Here is a 16,186-nt window from a genome sequence, read left to right as displayed (position 1 = left end):
TATCCGCACCGGTGTCGTGACCGAAGCCGATACCGATGAAGCCCTGTGCCGCTGCCATACCAACTAGCTTCTATGCTGCCCGAAAAGCCCAATCGATCCGAGGCAAGGTCGCATTAAACGCACCATATTTACCAAGCTGTGCCCCAACCGCTATATGAAAGCCAAAGACACGCAGGATTCGGCGCCGGTGGAGTTTGTGAGGCAGCAGCAAAGGATAGTACGGGTGCATTAGCGGGGGGAAGCAATAAGCTAAACCGCTTTAGCTGTGAGGTGAAATCCGATGCGTGGCCTCTGTTAGGGTTTAGCGTAGAGGATAGGCATGTTGTTGAGGGGGAGGGATGCGAATTCCTTGCTGAGTGACTGCCCTGACTTTGATGTTAGCCATTCAGATTTGATATCCATGGTCTTTGATAGCAAACGAAACTCAGAAACTAATCCAGACCTCAAATTGCTCAAAGTTTCTTTCCTATCAGGTGTTGCTTGAATTATAAGCATTGGAATATGACGTTTCCCAGCTTCAGCCAACTCCCATTGAACCCATTCTGATTTACCTATTGAGGTTGATGAAATTAAAATTAACAACTTAGCTTGGGACAACATTAGTTCAACATGTCGCTGTTTATCATTCGTATCGTTGTGCAATAAATCTATGTAACAATGACCATAATGTGAAACAATGTCAAACACGCTTTCTAATAGCTCTCGATCAATATACTGATCTCTTGTTGTATAGCTGACGAAGATATTCATTCTAATTACCTACAAAAATAGATATACGCCAATCCACTAAAACCACTAATCGCTAAAGCGTAGTACAGCGACATTGAGTAATTGAATAAAGCTCCTAACAAACTTACTGATAAACTCTCCGGTTCATAATTTTCAATAGCGTTTCTATCTGCAATTGCATCCAGCTTTTCGTTCATGATAATTCGATTTCTTCTTTGAAAGTAGTATGCTGAAGAATCCGCAATCCAAAAGCCACAGCATACAAGAAGAGGAATAAAAAAGTAGGAATTATTAAGTTGATTGCCACTAATCTTAACCAGTACTGCAAGAACAGCACCTATCAGACCAACACATATCTTCTTAAACTCAAAACAACTCTTACTTATTTGTAGGGTTGATTCATGAAGTTGATTCACTATCGCCCAATCTATCTCATCTTGACATGTTTTTTTATATTCTTTCATAATTTTCACACAGACTAAATTAACAATAATATTGTTCTATTTCAGCAATTATCTTAGCATTATTGATATCAAAGTATGAAAATCGTATCTATAACGCCCAAATAATAAACATTGTTTACTGACTCAATATTATTGCCATTTTGATAGAAATCAAACAAAAATATTTGTAACTGAGGCTGGCACCCAAGATGCTAGTAGCACCAGCTCATAGTAACACCTGTTGTCTGCTCCCCCACCATACCCTCTAACATTGCAACGTTCCCTCCCTAGCGGCATCCTTTCCCCATGAGCACACAATCCCAACTATCCGAAATCTCGCGCCTACTGCGCAATCTTATTCGCACCGGTGTCGTGTCCGAAGTCGATACCGATGGAGCCCTGTGTCGCGTCCAAACCGGCGAAATACAAACCGGTTGGATTAACTGGCTGGCGCGTCGCGCTGGCCGTTCGCGTGACTGGTGGGCTCCGTCGGTGGGGGAGCAGGTGTTATTGCTGGCCGTTGGCGGTGAGCTCGATACCGCCTTTGTCCTGACTGGCATTTACTGCGATGACTTTCCCGCCCCGTCAGCGTCTGCCGATGGTTGGCGCGTCGAGTTTCCTGACGGCGCTGTTATTGAGTACGAGCCCGATACCGGCAAACTCACCGTGAGCGGCATTAAAAGCGCGGATGTGAGTGCATCAGCGTCGGTGGTGGTGACTTGCCCGTCCGTCACTGTGACCGCCAGCGAAAAAATTACCCTCGATACCCCCGAAGTGGTTTGCACCAACAAGCTGACCACCGGCTCTATTGAGGTGAAAAAAGGCGGCACGATGAGCGGCACCATAGAACACACCGGCGAATTCACCTCGAACGGCGTGCAAGTTGACGACCATGGTCACGGCGGCGTTGAGCGTGGTGGCTCTTGGACGGAGGGTACGAAATGACGGCTCGCTATATTGGTATGAGCCGAGACGACGGCCAACAGCTCGATGACCTCGCGCATATTCGCCAAAGCGTGCGCGATATTCTTATCACGCCGGTCGGCACGCGGGTCATGCGTCGTGAGTATGGTTCGCTCCTGTCAGCGCTGATTGACCAACCGCAGAACGCCGCGCTCAACCTGCAAATTATGGCCGCCTGTTACATGGCGATTTTAAAGTGGGAGCCCCGCGTTAGGCTCACGGCCATCACGTTCGATAACCGGTTTAACGGTGAGATGGTGGTTGATATCACCGGCACCCTGACCGACACCGGCGGCACCTTCTCCCTTAACGTACCTGTGAGTTAATCCATGGCAACCATTGACTTGAGCCAGCTCCCCGCGCCCGATGTGGTTGAGGTGCTGGACTACGAAAGTATTTTAGCCGAGCGCAAGGCGACGCTGTTGTCGCTGTGTGACGAGAGCCAGCTCGAGGCGGTGGCGCGTACATTACAGCTCGAATCGGAACCGCTCACCAAGTTGCTCGAAGAAAGCGCTTATCGCGAGGTGATGTGGCGTCAACGCGTCAACGAAGCCGCCCGCGCGAATATGCTGGCTTATGCCACCGGCGGCGATCTGGATAACCTCGGCGCGAACTATAACGTTGAGCGTCTGGTTATTACTCCCGCCGATACCACCGCCATTCCCCCTCTGGCCGCCGTGCTGGAGTCCGACAACGATTTTCGGGTGCGTATTCAGCAAGCTTTTGAGGGATTGAGCGTAGCCGGTTCAGTGGGCGCGTATCAATTCCATGGCCGCAGTGCTGACGGTCGGGTGGCTGACGTGTCGGTCATTAGCCCAACACCGGCGTGCGTGACGGTCTCGGTGCTTTCGCGTGAGGGAGACGGCACGGCGAGCGATGAATTGATCCAGATAGTGAACCTTGCACTCAATGCCGAAGACGTGCGCCCCGTCGCTGACCGTGTGACGGTGCAAAGTGCTGAGATTGTGCCGTATCAGATTGAAGCTGAGCTCTATCTCTATCCGGGTCCCGAAGTCGAGCCGGTACGCGAGGCCGCCGAGGCCAAGCTGAAAACCTACATCACCGCTCAGCACCGCCTAGGGCGTGACATTCGTAAATCGGCCATCTATGCCGCGCTCCATGTGGAGGGTGTGCAACGTGTTGAGCTCGCGCAGCCGGTGGCCGATATCGTGCTCGATGAGACTCAGGCGTCCTATTGCTCTGATTATGCGATCACCATTGGGGGCGCGGATGAGTGATAACCGCCTGTTACCGGTGGGCTCCTCGCCGCTGGAGGTGGCCGCCGCGATTGCCTGTGCTGAAATAGAGCGAACCCCGATACCGCTGCGCCAGCTCTGGAACCCGAAAACCTGCCCAGTCAACCTGTTGCCCTATCTGGCGTGGGCGTTCTCGGTTGACCGCTGGGACGCTACATGGCCGGAAGAAACCAAGCGTGACGTGATTGCGGCGGCGTATTACATCCACAGTCGTAAAGGCACCATTAGCGCCGTACGCCGCGTGGTTGAGCCGCTGGGCTACGTGATTAACGTCAATGAATGGTGGGAGACCAATGACCCGCCCGGCACCTTTCGGCTCGATATTGGCGTACTGGAAAGCGGCATCACCGAGGAAATGTATTTCGAGATGGAGCGACTTATCGCGGATGCAAAGCCCGCCAGCCGCCACCTCATCGGACTCAATATTATTCAAGATATCGCCGGTTATGCCTACACCGGCGTCGCCCTGTATGACGGCGACATTATTACCGTTTACCCTGACCTAGAGAGCTAACCCGATGGCACAAAAATATAAGGCGGTACTGACCAAAATCGGCGCGGCCAAGATTGCCGCCGCGACCGCTGGCGGGACAAAAATCAACCTCACCCAAATGGCCGTCGGTGACGGTGGCGGCACGCTGCCCACGCCAGACCCGGCACAAACCAAGCTGATTGCCGAGAAGCACCGCGCCGCGCTCAATAAAGTGATCGTCGACCCGAAGCATAAAAATTATCTGGTGGCCGAGCTGGTTATCCCGCCGGAGATTGGCGGCTTTTGGATGCGCGAGCTCGGTCTCTATGACGAAGTCGGCGCGCTGATTGCGGTCAGTAACATGGCCGAGAGTTACAAACCGCTGTTATCCGAGGGCTCAGGCCGTGCGCAGACCCTGCGCATGGTGGTGATTGTCAGCGATATGGATACGGTGAATTTGCTGATTGATAGCTCGACCGTGCTTGCGACACAGGAATACGTTGACGATAAATTGCTGGAGCATGAGCAATCGCGCCGCCATCCTGACGCCACGCTCAAAGAGAAAGGTTTTACCCAACTGAGCAGCGCCACCAATAGCGAAAGCGAGGCGTTAGCGGCTACCCCTAAAGCCGTCAAAGCGGCCTATGATTTGGCAAACGGCAAGTACACCGCGCAGGATGCGAGCACGGCTAAAAAAGGGATTGTTCAGCTTAGCAGTGCCACCAATAGCCCCAGTGAGACATTAGCCGCTACGCCGAAAGCGGTTAAAACCGCGTATGACTTGGCAAGCGGCAAATACACCGCGCAGGATGCGAGCACGATACAAAAAGGGATTGTTCAGCTCAACAGCGCCACTAATAGCGAGAGTGAAACGCAAGCGGCGACGCCAAAGGCTATTAAAAAAGCTAACGATAATGCCAATGGGCGGCTAGGTAAATCGAGTAACTTGGACGATCTTGCAGATAAAAACACCGCCAGAAAAAATATTTCCGCAATAGGTTTTTCAAATGAGCGATTTCGTGATGGTGCGGATTTTAATGATGCGCCGCAAAACTCAACCTCATTTGTTTATCCGAGTGCGAAAAACAGTCCGGGATTTTCAGGCTCTGTTTTGGACTTTTCAGGGTTGGGAGGCGGATATAACGTTGAAGTCAGTGCGACATACCTTACCGGTGGAAATCGTATTTCATTTAGAACTCGCAATGGTGATGCGGGTACATGGAATCAGTGGTTCGAAATTTATCATACTGGAAAAAAACCTACCGCACTCGATGTAGGCGCATTGCCGATTGTTGGCGGGATTTTGAATGGTAATTTAACAGTTAAAAACCAGATCCAAGTGGGTAGCGTTGGTAACGGCTTTCTGACTATTGGGGACAGCGATTCAGGCTTGCGTAGTTCTGTCGATGGTCAGGTGGATTTATACGCCAATGGCCGAATGTTCGGCTATTGGAACACGACAATCCTGTCATTCACTGGGCAGATTATCCCAACAAATTACGCGAACTTTGATACTAGGTACTACACAAAAGCACAGAGCGACGCAGGATATGCGCCTATGCTCCGTTCCTATTCCAAAGCCGAGTCAGATGCTCGCTATGTGCGTGACATTCGCATGGGAGCTAACCAAAGTGGAATTATATGGGGGGGTGAAGGTGGTACGCTGCCTGCGGGATATGTACTGACTGGGGGTAACTTCGATGATGACCGAGAATACCCTGTATATGCCCCTGTTCAAAAATATATAAATGGTCAGTGGTATAACGTAGGGAGGGCATAACATGATGCATTTAAAGAATATTAAAGCAGGCAACCCTAAAACAGTTGAGCAATATCAACTTACCCGTGACTTTGATGTGAAGTGGTTATGGTCAGAGGATGGCAAAAACTGGTACGAAGAACAAAAAAACTTCCAACCTGATACATTAAAAATTGCATATGACCATACTGAGATTATTTGCTGTATTGAAAAAGATGTTTCATTAATTAATCCAGAAGGTATGAGTGTAATTGAGCTACTCGATATTACAGCAAATCGGAGAGCTGATGTCTCCGGTAACTGGATGTATCAGGATGGACAAGTCATCAAGCGGATATACACGCATGAAGAAATAGTCACTCAAGCAGAGGTAGATAAAGCCGGCTTGCTTGCCGAAGCTACCACGGCTATTGCCCCATTGCAGGACGCTGTTGATATTGGTGTTGCTACAGAAGCAGAGGCCGCGCTACTTATCGCGTGGAAAAAATACCGAGTTTCGCTAAACCGCCTTGATACCAGCAAAGCCCAAGATATTGAATGGCCGCCTCTCCCCGCCTGATTTACCCCGTTTATCTCGCCCTCGTTTGAGGGTTTTTTTTGCCTGTTGTTTCACCGCCCGAACGTCGGCCATTGCTCGCTGTTCCCGTCCACGCACAACACAATAGCCTTGCTACTTTCTCACGGAGTCAAACACGATGCCCGATTTTAAACATGGCGTGCAGGTGCTCGAAATTAACGACGGCACCCGCGTCATTTCCACCGTTTCAACCGCCATTATTGGCATGGTCTGCACCGCCTCGGATGCAGATGAAAAAATGTTCCCGCTCAATGTGCCGGTGCTGATTACCGACGTGGTGGCCGCTGCCGGTAAAGCCGGAACGAAAGGCACCTTAGCCGCCGCGCTGGCGGCCATCGGCGACCAGTGTAAACCCGTTACCGTCGTAGTGCGCGTGGCCGAGGGCGTAGGCGATGACGAAGAAGCGATCCAAGCGGCGACCATTTCCAACATCATCGGTGGTGCGGATGAGAACGGCCAATATATCGGCTTGAAAGCGTTGCTTACCGCGAAAGCCGTCACCGGCGTCAAACCGCGCATTTTAGGCGTGCCGGGTCTCGATACTAAAGAGGTGGCCGTCGCGTTGGCGTCAATCTGCCAGCAGCTGCGCGCCTTTGGCTATATTAGCGCGTGGGGCTGCAAAACCCTGTCGGATGCGATTAAGTACCGCGACAATTTCAGCCAGCGCGAGCTGATGCTGATTTGGCCGGACTTTTTGGCATGGGATATCACCGCCAACGCCAGTAATACGGCATGGGCAACCGCGCGCGCATTAGGTCTACGCGCCAAGATTGACCAAGAGACCGGCTGGCATAAAACCCTGTCCAACGTCGGCGTGAACGGCGTCACCGGTATCAGTGCCTCGGTATTTTGGGATTTACAGGCACCGGGCACCGATGCTGACTTACTCAACGAAGCCGGTGTTACTACGCTGGTGCGCTCCGATGGTTTCCGCTTTTGGGGCAACCGCTGTTGTTCTGACGACCCGCTGTTTATGTTCGAGAACTACACCCGCACCGCGCAGGTATTGGCCGATACCATGGCCGAGGCGCATCAATGGGCGGTAGATAAACCAATGACCGCCACGCTTATTCGCGACATTGTCGAGGGTATCAAGGCCAAATTCCGCGAGCTGAAAACTAACGGTTACATCATCGATGCGGATTGCTGGTATGACGAAAGCGCCAACGATAAAGAGAGCCTGAAAGCGGGCAAACTCTACATCGATTACGACTATACGCCGGTGCCACCGCTGGAAAACCTCACCTTACGCCAACGCATCACCGATAAATATCTGGTGAGCTTGGGCTCAACCGCCAACAGCTAAGGATTAACCCGCTATGGCTTTACCGCGCAAATTGAAATACCTCAACCTGTTTAACGACGGCTTGAGTTATATGGGTGTCGTCAGCTCGGTGACGTTGCCCAAACTGACCCGCAAGCTGGAGAACTACCGCGGCGGCGGGATGAACGGCTCGGCGGCGGTGGATTTGGGGCTCGATGACGACGCGCTGTCCGTGGAATGGACTATCGGTGGTTTCCCCGATGATGACCTCTGGAGTCAGTACGCCGTGCCGGGTGCCTCTGATGTGCCGCTGCGCTTTTCGGGCTCTTACCAGCGTGACGACACCGGCGATATTAGCGGTGTAGAAATCGTATTGCGTGGCCGCCATAAAGAAATCGACGGCGGTGACAACAAGCAAGGCGAGAACACCGAGACCAAAATCTCGACCCAATGCACCTACTACAAGTTGATTGTGGACGGCAAAGAGCTCATCGAGATTGACGTCGTCAACATGATTGAGAAGGTCAACGGCGTTGACCGCTTAGCGCAGCACCGTAAAAACATCGGTCTGTAATCTGATGGCCGGTCAGGTGCAACATTGGCCGGTTAATCCCCTTTTTTAAAGAGAACGATTATGAGAGATAAAAACATCACTGAGCACGTCACCCCTGAAAATGACAATCTGGTGACGCTGGAAAACCCGATTAAGCGTGGCGATCTGCTTATCGAGCAAGTGACCCTCACCAAACCTAATGCGGGAACCCTGCGCGGCGTGAGTCTAGCGGCGGTGGCAAATTCTGACGTGGACGCGCTGATTAAGGTGCTGCCGCGTATGACCTACCCGCCATTATTAGAGAGCGACGTGGTCAAGTTAGAACTGCCCGACATGATTGCGCTCGCCGGTAAGGTGATCGGTTTTTTGTCGCCGAATTCGGCTCAATAGACTTTCCCGCCGAATTATCGGTCGATGACCTGATGGCGGATATCGCAGTGATATTTCACTGGCCGCCCTCAGAACTTAACCCCATGAGCCTGACCGAGCTCGCCCTCTGGCGCGACAAAGCGCTACAACGAAGCGGAAACACTGATGAGCAATAATCTAAAATTGCAGGTGCTTCTCAACGCCGTCGACCGAGCCAGCCGCCCGTTTAAAGCGATCCAGACAGAGAGCAAATCTCTGTCTGGCAGTATTCGCGACACGCAGAAAACCCTCAAAGAACTGAACGCCCAAGCGGGACGCGTTGAAGGTTTTCGCAAAACGAGCGGCCAGCTCGCCGTGACCGGCCAAGCGTTAAAGAAAGCCAAGCAAGAAGCCGCCGAGCTGGCTATCCAATTTAAAGCCACTGAAAAGCCAACACGCGCACAGGCGCAGGTGATGGAGTCAGCCAAGCGCGCCGCCTCTGAGCTACAACTAAAATATAATGGCCTACGCCAATCCGTACAGCGCCAGCGCCAAGAACTACAGCAAGCGGGTATCAATACGCGCACGTTATCCAACGATGAGCGGCGCCTGAAAGCCTCAGTCAATGAAGCAACCGCCAGCCTCAACCGCCAGCGTGAAGCCCTCGCACGTAACAGCCAGCAACAAGCCAAGCTAAGCCGGATTAATCAGCGCTATCAGAGCGGTAAAGCGCTCGCCGGTAATCTTGCCGGAGCCGGTGCCGCTGGTGTGGGTATGGCGACGGCGGGCATTGTGGCCGGTGCTGCCGTATTAAAGCCCGGTTATGACTTTGCACAGAAAAACTCGGAGTTACAGGCCGTACTCGGTCTAGATAAATCGAGCGCGGATATGTTGGCGCTACGGGGACAGGCGCGCCAGCTCGGCGACACTACTGCCGCCTCAGCCGATGACGCTGCCGCCGCGCAAATCATTATCGCTAAGTCAGGCGCAGATAAAGACGGCATTCTCGCCGCCACGCCGACCACGCTCAATATGTCACTGGCGAACCGTCGCAGCATGGAAGAAAACGCCACGCTATTGATGGGGGTAAAATCTGCCTTTGGGCTGACCAACGACAAGGTAGCGCACATCGGAGATGTTATCTCCGCCACCATGAACAAAAGTGCCGCCGACTTTGAGGGGCTCAGCGACACGCTGACCTACGCCGCGCCGGTGGCCAAAAACGCCGGTATCAGCGTCGAGGAAACTGCCGCCATGGCGGGTGCGCTGGCTGACGCTAAAATCACCGGCTCGATGGCGGGGACGGGAAGCCGTGCTGTTATCACGCGCTTACAAGCGCCGACCGGTAAAGCCTATGACGCGCTCGGCGAGCTCGGCGTCAAAACCGCCGACCGCAAGGGCAACATGCGTCCGCTGTTCTCCATCCTCAAAGAGATGCAAAAAGGCTTTGATAAAAATAACCTCGGCACCTCGCAGCGCGCCGAGTATATGAAAACCATTTTCGGCGAAGAAGCCAGCTCGTCGGCGGCGGTGCTAATGGCCGCCGCCTCATCGGGTAAGCTCGATAACCTGACCAAAATGCTGCAAACCTCGGACGGCAAAACCGAGGAACTGGTCAAGGTGATGCAGGACAACCTCGGCGGGGATTTTAAAGAATTCCAATCAGCCTATGAGGCCGTGGGGATCGACCTGTTTGACCAACAGGAGGGCGCGCTACGCTCTCTTACCCAAACCGCGACGAAATACGTGCTTAAGCTCGACCAATGGATACAGAAAAACAAAGGTCTGTCCCAAACCCTTTTGAAAATTGCCGGTGGTGCGGTCGCTATCATTGGCGTTCTTGGCGCGATAGGTCTGGTGGCGTGGCCGGTGGTGATGGGGATTAATGCGATCATCGCCGGAGCCAGTTTGCTCGGTACCGTCTTTGCCGCCGTCGGTAGCGGTATTTTGACGGTGCTCGGTGCGCTGACGTGGCCGATTGTCGGTATTGCAGCGGCTATTGTCGCCGGTGCTCTGCTTATCCGTAAATATTGGGAGCCTATCAGCGCCTTTTTTAGCGGTGTAGTGGAAGGGCTAAAGGCTGCGTTTGCGCCGGTGTCTGAGATGTTTGCGCCATTAATGCCGGTGTTTGATTTATTAGGGCAAAAACTCCAAGCCGCTTGGAAGTGGTTCGGGGATTTGATTGCACCGGTGAAGTCAACGAAAGAAAGCCTCGATAGCTGCAAAAATGCCGGTGTTGAATTTGGTCAGGCGCTGGCGAGTGTGCTGACGGCACCGCTCAATCTATTTAACGCGATAGGCAGTAAGGTCGATTGGCTGTTAGAAAAAATGGGCTTAATGAAAAAAGAGTCTGCCGATATCGATGCCAATGCTAGCAAGGTTAATCAGTACGCCACCGGCGCGAACGGTCGAGGCTATTCGCCCTCGGGCGGGATACTCACCGGCGGCTATGCCCCGGTAAAAGCGGGCGGCTCAAACTACACCGACCAAAGCACCAACAATTACGCGATCACCGTGCCAACACATCCGGGTCAAAACCGCGAGGATGCCAAAAACATGATCCGCGAAGCGCTCGAAGAACGTGACCGCCAACGCCGCGCCGCTGGCCGTTCGCGCATGACCACCGATTAAGGAGCCCTTACTATGATGTTAACGCTCGGGCTGTTTGTGTTTCAGCTCCAGACATTGCCTTATCAATCGTTACAGCAAAGCCTCGATTATCGCTGGCCGTCAAATAATCGCATTGGTCAACGTGGTGCCTATCAATTTCTCGGTATTGGCGAAGATAAAATTACGTTATCCGGCGTGTTATTGCCTGAAATCACCGGCGGCGCATTATCGATGCTGGCTTTGAAAACCATGGCCGAGCTGGGCAAGGCGTGGCCGCTGATTGGCGGCGATGGGGCAATCTATGGCATGTACGTTGTCGCCAGCATGACGAAGACACAAAGCGTCTTTTTTGCTGACGGCAGTGCTCGCCGAATTGAATTTAGCATGACCCTAACCCGTGTCGATGAATCGCTCGGGGCGATGTTTGGCGACCTGCAACAACAGGCCAACGACTTAGCCGGTCAGGCGGGAGAGATGGCACAGAAAGCGCAGGATATGGCCGGAGGGTTATTTTCATGATGACCAGTATGCCTATCGCCGCCGGTGCTGATATTACGCCCGCGTTTATGCTCACCCTCGGCGGGGATGATATTACCGACAACCTCAGCAATCGCCTGTTGTCACTGACGATGACCGATAATCGCGGCTTTGAGGCTGACCAGCTTGATATCGAGCTCGATGACGGCGACGGGCAACTCGCTATGCCCGCTCGCGGCGCGGTGCTGTCACTGTTTCTCGGCTGGAAAGGTTCGGCGCTAATTGGTAAAGGTCAGTTTACCGTTGATGAAATCGAGCATCGAGGCGCGCCGGACACGCTGACTATTCGCGCCCGTAGCGCTGATTTTCGCGGGTCACTTAATTCCCGCCGTGAGGTGTCTTACCACGACACCACCCTCGGCGCAGTAGTGAAACAAATAGCCGAGCGCAACCAGCTCGATGCGGTGCTGGCGAAAGGCTTTGCTGAAATTGCGATCCCTCACATCGACCAGTCTCAGGAGAGCGATATTAAATTTCTCACCCGTCTGGCCGAGCGCAACGGTGCTGAGGTGTCAGTCAAAGCGGGCAAACTGTTATTTCTCAAGGCGGGGAACGGTGTGACGGCCAGCGGCAAACCTATCCCGATGATGACTATTGAACGCAGCGACGGCGACCGGCACCAATTTGCGATTGCCGACCGGAACGCCTACACCGGCGTGACAGCAAGCTGGTTGCATACAAAAGACCCTAAGCCGAAAAAGCAAAAGGTGAAGCTACAACGTAAAGCTAAGCCGAAGCACCTGCGTGCCTTGCAACACCCCAAAGCCAAACCGCCCAAGGCGAACCCTAAAGCGGCCAAACCACAAGAAGAAAAACAGGGTGAGTATCTGGCCGGTGAGTCCGATAACGTGCTGTCGATAACGACAATCTACTCGACTAAAGCACAGGCAATGCGAGCCGCACAATCCAAGTGGGACAAACTGCAACGCGGCGTGGCGGAGTTCTCTATCAATCTCGCCATGGGGCGCGCTGATTTATATCCAGAAACGCCGGTGACAGTGAAAGGGTTTAAGGCCGTCATAGACCAACAGGCGTGGACGATCACTAAAGTGACCCACACCCTCACAGAAAGCGGCTACACGACGGCGCTAGAGCTTGAGGTTAAGCTGTCTAACGTTGAGTATGAGGAAGAAAAACAAGATGAATATATGTTCATAATAAATTGTTTTAAAAGGATAAAACACCTAAAATTACCGTATCAAATCTAGCCATTGAGGTGATTAAAATGTTTCATTGTCCACTTTGTAAAAATGCCGCTCATGCCCGTTCTAGTCGCTATATAACCGACACCACAAAAGAGCGTTATCACCAGTGTCAGAACATAAATTGCGGTCATACGTTTAAGACAATGGAAACATTCGAAAGCTCGATCATGCTGCCGGGAACGGTTATCCCGGCGATGCCACACCCGGAGCGAAATGGACAACAAACCCTCTGGATGTAAAACAGAAAAGCCCCGAATATCGGGGCTTTTTTTCGAAGTGTGGTCGATGTGTGGACATCGGTTGAAATAAATCCTTTTATTTCAGTGTGTTGATATAAAAAATCAAGGCCTCGAATGAGGCCTTGATTCTAGAGATAAATTGAGTTTGGAATAGAGCCACCAGTAGGTGTTATCCCGTCCCGCCATTTGGGTGGGTTTCCGCCGGGTAAGCCATCGAGGTGGCCGACATTGTGCTTGAAGCAACAACCAACACTAATGAAATCAACTTCTTCATTTGACTCCTTCATGACCTGCGGTTTTAGTACCATAACGCGATGCATCAACTTGAAGCGTGATCGGGTTCACCCTCTGAGCAAATGGTTTGAGACGATGAAGTAATCCGTTGTTATTGCGGGTAATTATTCTCTTTACAATTTTGGCACGCAGAAATGACAAATCGAGCGGTCGCTGGAAACCGATAATCTTAGATATTCTGCTAAGCTTAATAGGATTAATTTTATTAACGATATCAATTGAGCTTGCCAATTTTGGTTGAGCATAGGCTATTGGAGGTCTAAATGGGTTTGCTAAGTTTCGTTAAAGACGCGGGAGAAAAACTTTGGGATGCCGTGAGTGGGAATCATGATGATAAACTCAAAGAGCATATCAATAAGCTTGGTTTACCAGGAGCAGATAAGGTTGACGTAAAAGTCGCGGATGATGGCACGGCAACGGTTTCAGGTGAGGGCGTAAGTCAGGAGCTGAAAGAGAAGATCTTGGTTGCTATTGGTAACGTTGCTGGTATCAGCAAAGTAGACGATCAGCTAGCGGCTGCGCAGTCTGGCATTGAGAGCCATTTCTATACGGTTAAAGCGGGTGATACTTTAAGCGCGATTGCTAAAGCGCAGTATGGCAACGCCAATGACTACATGCGCATTTTTGAAGCTAATAAACCTATGCTGTCGCATCCAGATAAAATTTATCCAGGGCAGATGCTCATTATTCCACAAAAATAATTGGGCCATTGCGTTTATAAGCCGCGTATGCGGCTTTTTTTTGCGCCACATGTTATCCATGAAATGCCATTTTGCCCCTCGTCGATATCCGTTATGTCGCTGTCTTGCTATTATCGAGCAACAAAAAATAACGAGGCCTATCGGATGAAAAAAATTCTTACCCTATGTTTGAGTTCGCTATTATTGGCAGGGTGTGCGAGCAGTGAGGGGCAATCGCCGTTTAAGAGCTATTTCTCCTGTGATATCCCTGCGGCGAGTCACTATCCTACAATCGAGTCTACGTCAGATTTACTCGTGAATATGCGCAAACTGGGCGTTGATGCAGAACGTAAAAATGTTGTGGCGGCTCAGTGGGCACAGCAAGCCACAGATGCTAATGAGAAGACGAAAATAGAGTCCTGCAGCAGTGAAATACGTCAAGCATCAATAGAGATTATCCAGCCTCAGGTAAGCCGAGTTCAAAGCGTGACGACAGGTCCCAATCAGTTAAATGCACTCAATGACGTCAATGCAAAATGGCTGGCGTATATGAATTCAATTACGCTAAAAGGGACTGATGCCTCTCTAGCGAAAGCGTTCAATAACGCAGCAGATAATCTTGATAAGATGTGAGATGAGGTTAGGATTTTTTTTAAAAAAGCACCTAAATGACATTTAGGTGCTTAAGAGGCAAGTTTGATTTAACTTAGAAATCGTAACGCAGACGAACCAAATTTAGGTCACTTTTATTGTCTGTTGTATTTGTAAATACATGTTCGACGTCGATCTGGAAACCATAATCGAACTTGGTAGAAATACCGAGAGTCTGATGGTTGCTCTGATAATCACGACCAGTATTAAATTTCAGGCGGTCACCAGCATAATAAGGTGTAATGTTTTTCACCAAATATTGGCTGACAGGGAAAGTATAACCTGCATAATATTCAACACCGTAGCCATTTCCAGCAAAGTAATCATGACGATTTTTTACGCCGGTCATTAAGAAATTACGATACCATCCGGCAGATGCTGCCAGAGTCCAATTGTCAGGTTTCCAGCTTAACCCCGTCCCCAATAATTGTTGGCCATTGTCGTTCTTGCCACTATCCGCACCGTTATTTTGTTTGATGCTTTGTTGGATATAGCTGTACGCAGAACCCCACGTTAATTCATCCGTGATGTGGTAATCCACACCTAATGCGCCGCCACCTTTACGTTGATAACGCAGCGGGTTGCCGTTATTTACGCCGGCAGGGTGGGAGTCGTCATGTAAAACACCACCAACATACAGATCAACGGGCCCAAAGGTATTTTTATATTGGACTAGATTGTAGCTGCGGTATGAGCCGTCGTAGTTGCCGTTATAACCGTTACCTGGAGCCTGAGCCTGCATATCGAAGTCCCAGATATCCGTTTTAGCGCCAACAACGGTGTAGTAGATACTATTTTGCTTGCCGTAGGTTAGAGTACCCCAAGTTGCGCTTTTCAGACCTCCGAACAGCATGCGTCGATCGGTGTTTGCTGCGCCATCTGCATAATGATTATCCCAGTTGAATAGCGCTGGAATATTCACACCCAATTCGTAGTAACCAATCAGGCTAACATCGTCGAACAGATAATAATCGGCAGAGAAACGAAAACGCGTTCCGCCGTCATAACCGTTGCGCTTATAAGAGCCTCTGTCACTGTTGCCCATTTCATCTATGAACTGTGGACGAATACTACCGCCAACCTGAAACTTCAAGCGGCTGAGTGGATCGCCAGCCTGCGGATCTTGCTCTAACAGAGTAATTTCTGCCAGCGAGGAGAAAGAAGCACAACCCAATGCCACTGCTAATACAATTTTTTTCGCCACATGATGTTTAATCATTTTTTATCCCTGACGTATAACGAATTTTTAATTTACATTCGTAATTGTTTTATAGGTAAAATAATAGAAATACATAAATATGATATATGTAACAGCCATTAAACTCGATATGCATTCAACTATATAGCGCAATAAATTGCAACAATAGTAACGTATTTAAACTAGATAATTAGAACTCGAATTTACTATTTAGCTGAAATTTAATACAAGTTAAAAACTGTTGCATTAAATTTGCTCAATCCTAATACAACGCGAACAATAATCCAACTAAATTGGTTGCTATCAGTGAATGAACATTGGGAGGAATTTATAAATAATAACGCACCTGAATTAACATGTATTAGTAGTGCCGTTTGGTTATAATTACGTAGCGTCATTTATCTCTAT

The 16,186-nt window shown here is 50.5% G+C and carries 18 protein-coding genes and 1 pseudogene; 16 read left to right on the top strand and 3 right to left on the bottom strand.

From position 1 onward, the window contains the following. Nucleotides 1–294: 294 nt before the first annotated feature. Nucleotides 295–750, bottom strand: coding sequence for a TIR domain-containing protein (locus BN1044_RS16140; protein WP_072309551.1), 456 nt, complete (start codon nucleotides 748–750; stop codon nucleotides 295–297). Between the two features lie 5 nt (nucleotides 751–755). After that, nucleotides 756–1,193, bottom strand: coding sequence for a hypothetical protein (locus BN1044_RS16135; RefSeq protein WP_072309550.1), 438 nt, complete (start codon nucleotides 1,191–1,193; stop codon nucleotides 756–758). Nucleotides 1,194–1,478: 285 nt separating this feature from the next. On the opposite strand from BN1044_RS16135, the gene BN1044_RS16130 reads away from it, so the two are divergent. The 16 genes and pseudogenes from BN1044_RS16130 to BN1044_RS16055 all read left to right on the top strand — a co-directional run bounded on the left by BN1044_RS16130 (nucleotide 1,479) and on the right by BN1044_RS16055 (nucleotide 14,562). Further along, entirely contained in the window at nucleotides 1,479–2,117 is a 639-nt protein-coding gene (locus BN1044_RS16130) for a phage baseplate assembly protein V (RefSeq protein ID WP_072309549.1), read from the top strand. Next, a complete protein-coding gene (locus BN1044_RS16125; RefSeq protein WP_072309548.1) occupies nucleotides 2,114–2,461 on the top strand; it encodes a GPW/gp25 family protein in 348 nt (115 codons plus the stop codon). Before BN1044_RS16130 ends, BN1044_RS16125 begins: the two co-directional genes overlap by 4 nt. Nucleotides 2,462–2,464: 3 nt before the next feature. Then, on the top strand, nucleotides 2,465–3,373 hold the full coding sequence (locus BN1044_RS16120) for a baseplate assembly protein (RefSeq protein ID WP_072309547.1): 909 nt from the start codon (nucleotides 2,465–2,467) through the stop codon (nucleotides 3,371–3,373). Further along, entirely contained in the window at nucleotides 3,366–3,905 is a 540-nt protein-coding gene (locus BN1044_RS16115) for a phage tail protein I (protein WP_063587091.1), read from the top strand. The genes BN1044_RS16120 and BN1044_RS16115 overlap by 8 nt, the downstream gene beginning before the upstream one ends. Before the next feature lie 4 nt (nucleotides 3,906–3,909). Beyond that, complete coding sequence (locus BN1044_RS16110) at nucleotides 3,910–5,643, top strand: tail fiber protein (protein ID WP_072309546.1); 1,734 nt, start codon at nucleotides 3,910–3,912, stop codon at nucleotides 5,641–5,643. Between the two features lies 1 nt (nucleotide 5,644). Continuing rightward, nucleotides 5,645–6,181, top strand: a complete 537-nt coding sequence (locus BN1044_RS16105) for a tail fiber assembly protein (protein WP_072309545.1) — start codon at nucleotides 5,645–5,647, stop codon at nucleotides 6,179–6,181. Between the two features lie 136 nt (nucleotides 6,182–6,317). Further along, nucleotides 6,318–7,505: a phage tail sheath protein gene (locus tag BN1044_RS16100; protein ID WP_072309544.1), complete on the top strand. Its 1,188-nt coding sequence runs from the start codon at nucleotides 6,318–6,320 to the stop codon at nucleotides 7,503–7,505. A 13-nt stretch (nucleotides 7,506–7,518) separates the two neighbouring features. Further along, nucleotides 7,519–8,037, top strand: a complete 519-nt coding sequence (locus BN1044_RS16095) for a phage major tail tube protein (RefSeq protein WP_072309543.1) — start codon at nucleotides 7,519–7,521, stop codon at nucleotides 8,035–8,037. Between the two features lie 60 nt (nucleotides 8,038–8,097). Continuing rightward, nucleotides 8,098–8,406 carry a phage tail assembly protein gene (locus BN1044_RS16090; RefSeq protein WP_072309542.1) on the top strand — a complete coding sequence of 103 codons (309 nt, stop codon included), beginning with the start codon at nucleotides 8,098–8,100 and terminating at the stop codon, nucleotides 8,404–8,406. Nucleotides 8,407–8,438: 32 nt separating this feature from the next. Beyond that, the gene (locus tag BN1044_RS16085; protein WP_071842598.1) at nucleotides 8,439–8,561 is read left to right on the top strand and encodes a GpE family phage tail protein; all 123 of its coding nucleotides are present in this window, start codon (nucleotides 8,439–8,441) and stop codon (nucleotides 8,559–8,561) included. After that, a complete protein-coding gene (locus BN1044_RS16080; RefSeq protein ID WP_072309541.1) occupies nucleotides 8,551–10,995 on the top strand; it encodes a phage tail tape measure protein in 2,445 nt (814 codons plus the stop codon). The genes BN1044_RS16085 and BN1044_RS16080 overlap by 11 nt, the downstream gene beginning before the upstream one ends. Before the next feature lie 12 nt (nucleotides 10,996–11,007). After that, nucleotides 11,008–11,493 (top strand): phage tail protein, encoded by a 486-nt coding sequence (locus BN1044_RS16075; RefSeq protein ID WP_072309540.1) that lies wholly within the window; start codon nucleotides 11,008–11,010, stop codon nucleotides 11,491–11,493. Next, nucleotides 11,490–12,653: pseudogene (locus tag BN1044_RS16070) on the top strand (phage late control D family protein); the annotation flags it as partial. The gene BN1044_RS16075 and the pseudogene BN1044_RS16070, both read left to right, overlap by 4 nt. Before the next feature lie 83 nt (nucleotides 12,654–12,736). Continuing rightward, entirely contained in the window at nucleotides 12,737–12,955 is a 219-nt protein-coding gene (locus BN1044_RS16065) for a DNA-binding transcriptional regulator (RefSeq protein WP_072309539.1), read from the top strand. Between the two features lie 557 nt (nucleotides 12,956–13,512). Further along, nucleotides 13,513–13,950 carry a peptidoglycan-binding protein LysM gene (gene lysM / locus BN1044_RS16060; RefSeq protein WP_072309538.1) on the top strand — a complete coding sequence of 146 codons (438 nt, stop codon included), beginning with the start codon at nucleotides 13,513–13,515 and terminating at the stop codon, nucleotides 13,948–13,950. Between the two features lie 144 nt (nucleotides 13,951–14,094). Next, complete coding sequence (locus BN1044_RS16055) at nucleotides 14,095–14,562, top strand: hypothetical protein (RefSeq protein WP_072309537.1); 468 nt, start codon at nucleotides 14,095–14,097, stop codon at nucleotides 14,560–14,562. A gap of 73 nt (nucleotides 14,563–14,635) precedes the next feature. Here the strand turns inward: BN1044_RS16055 and BN1044_RS16050 are convergent, their stop codons facing one another. Next, nucleotides 14,636–15,784 carry a porin gene (locus tag BN1044_RS16050; protein ID WP_254663936.1) on the bottom strand — a complete coding sequence of 383 codons (1,149 nt, stop codon included), beginning with the start codon at nucleotides 15,782–15,784 and terminating at the stop codon, nucleotides 14,636–14,638. Nucleotides 15,785–16,186: the final 402 nt, after the last annotated feature.

The organism is Hafnia alvei, from assembly GCF_900095695.1.
GTDB classification, from domain to species: Bacteria; Pseudomonadota; Gammaproteobacteria; order Enterobacterales; family Enterobacteriaceae; genus Hafnia; species Hafnia alvei_B.
This window is presented reverse-complemented; position numbering and strand designations above follow the sequence as displayed.

Excerpts from the sequence above, each read along its gene's own strand:
- BN1044_RS16075 (WP_072309540.1), top strand. The coding sequence starts at position 11,008 with ATGATGTTAACGCTCGGGCTGTTTGTGTTTCAGCTCCAGACATTGCCT.
- BN1044_RS16065 (WP_072309539.1), top strand. The coding sequence starts at position 12,737 with ATGTTTCATTGTCCACTTTGTAAAAATGCCGCTCATGCCCGTTCTAGT.
- BN1044_RS16125 (WP_072309548.1), top strand. The coding sequence starts at position 2,114 with ATGACGGCTCGCTATATTGGTATGAGCCGAGACGACGGCCAACAGCTC.
- BN1044_RS16105 (WP_072309545.1), top strand. The coding sequence starts at position 5,645 with ATGATGCATTTAAAGAATATTAAAGCAGGCAACCCTAAAACAGTTGAG.
- BN1044_RS16080 (WP_072309541.1), top strand. The coding sequence starts at position 8,551 with ATGAGCAATAATCTAAAATTGCAGGTGCTTCTCAACGCCGTCGACCGA.
- BN1044_RS16090 (WP_072309542.1), top strand. The coding sequence starts at position 8,098 with ATGAGAGATAAAAACATCACTGAGCACGTCACCCCTGAAAATGACAAT.
- BN1044_RS16130 (WP_072309549.1), top strand. The coding sequence starts at position 1,479 with ATGAGCACACAATCCCAACTATCCGAAATCTCGCGCCTACTGCGCAAT.
- BN1044_RS16085 (WP_071842598.1), top strand. The coding sequence starts at position 8,439 with ATGGCGGATATCGCAGTGATATTTCACTGGCCGCCCTCAGAACTTAAC.
- BN1044_RS16095 (WP_072309543.1), top strand. The coding sequence starts at position 7,519 with ATGGCTTTACCGCGCAAATTGAAATACCTCAACCTGTTTAACGACGGC.
- BN1044_RS16140 (WP_072309551.1), bottom strand. The coding sequence starts at position 750 with ATGAATATCTTCGTCAGCTATACAACAAGAGATCAGTATATTGATCGA.
- BN1044_RS16100 (WP_072309544.1), top strand. The coding sequence starts at position 6,318 with ATGCCCGATTTTAAACATGGCGTGCAGGTGCTCGAAATTAACGACGGC.
- BN1044_RS16115 (WP_063587091.1), top strand. The coding sequence starts at position 3,366 with ATGAGTGATAACCGCCTGTTACCGGTGGGCTCCTCGCCGCTGGAGGTG.
- lysM (WP_072309538.1), top strand. The coding sequence starts at position 13,513 with ATGGGTTTGCTAAGTTTCGTTAAAGACGCGGGAGAAAAACTTTGGGAT.
- BN1044_RS16135 (WP_072309550.1), bottom strand. The coding sequence starts at position 1,193 with ATGAAAGAATATAAAAAAACATGTCAAGATGAGATAGATTGGGCGATA.
- BN1044_RS16055 (WP_072309537.1), top strand. The coding sequence starts at position 14,095 with ATGAAAAAAATTCTTACCCTATGTTTGAGTTCGCTATTATTGGCAGGG.
- BN1044_RS16110 (WP_072309546.1), top strand. The coding sequence starts at position 3,910 with ATGGCACAAAAATATAAGGCGGTACTGACCAAAATCGGCGCGGCCAAG.
- BN1044_RS16120 (WP_072309547.1), top strand. The coding sequence starts at position 2,465 with ATGGCAACCATTGACTTGAGCCAGCTCCCCGCGCCCGATGTGGTTGAG.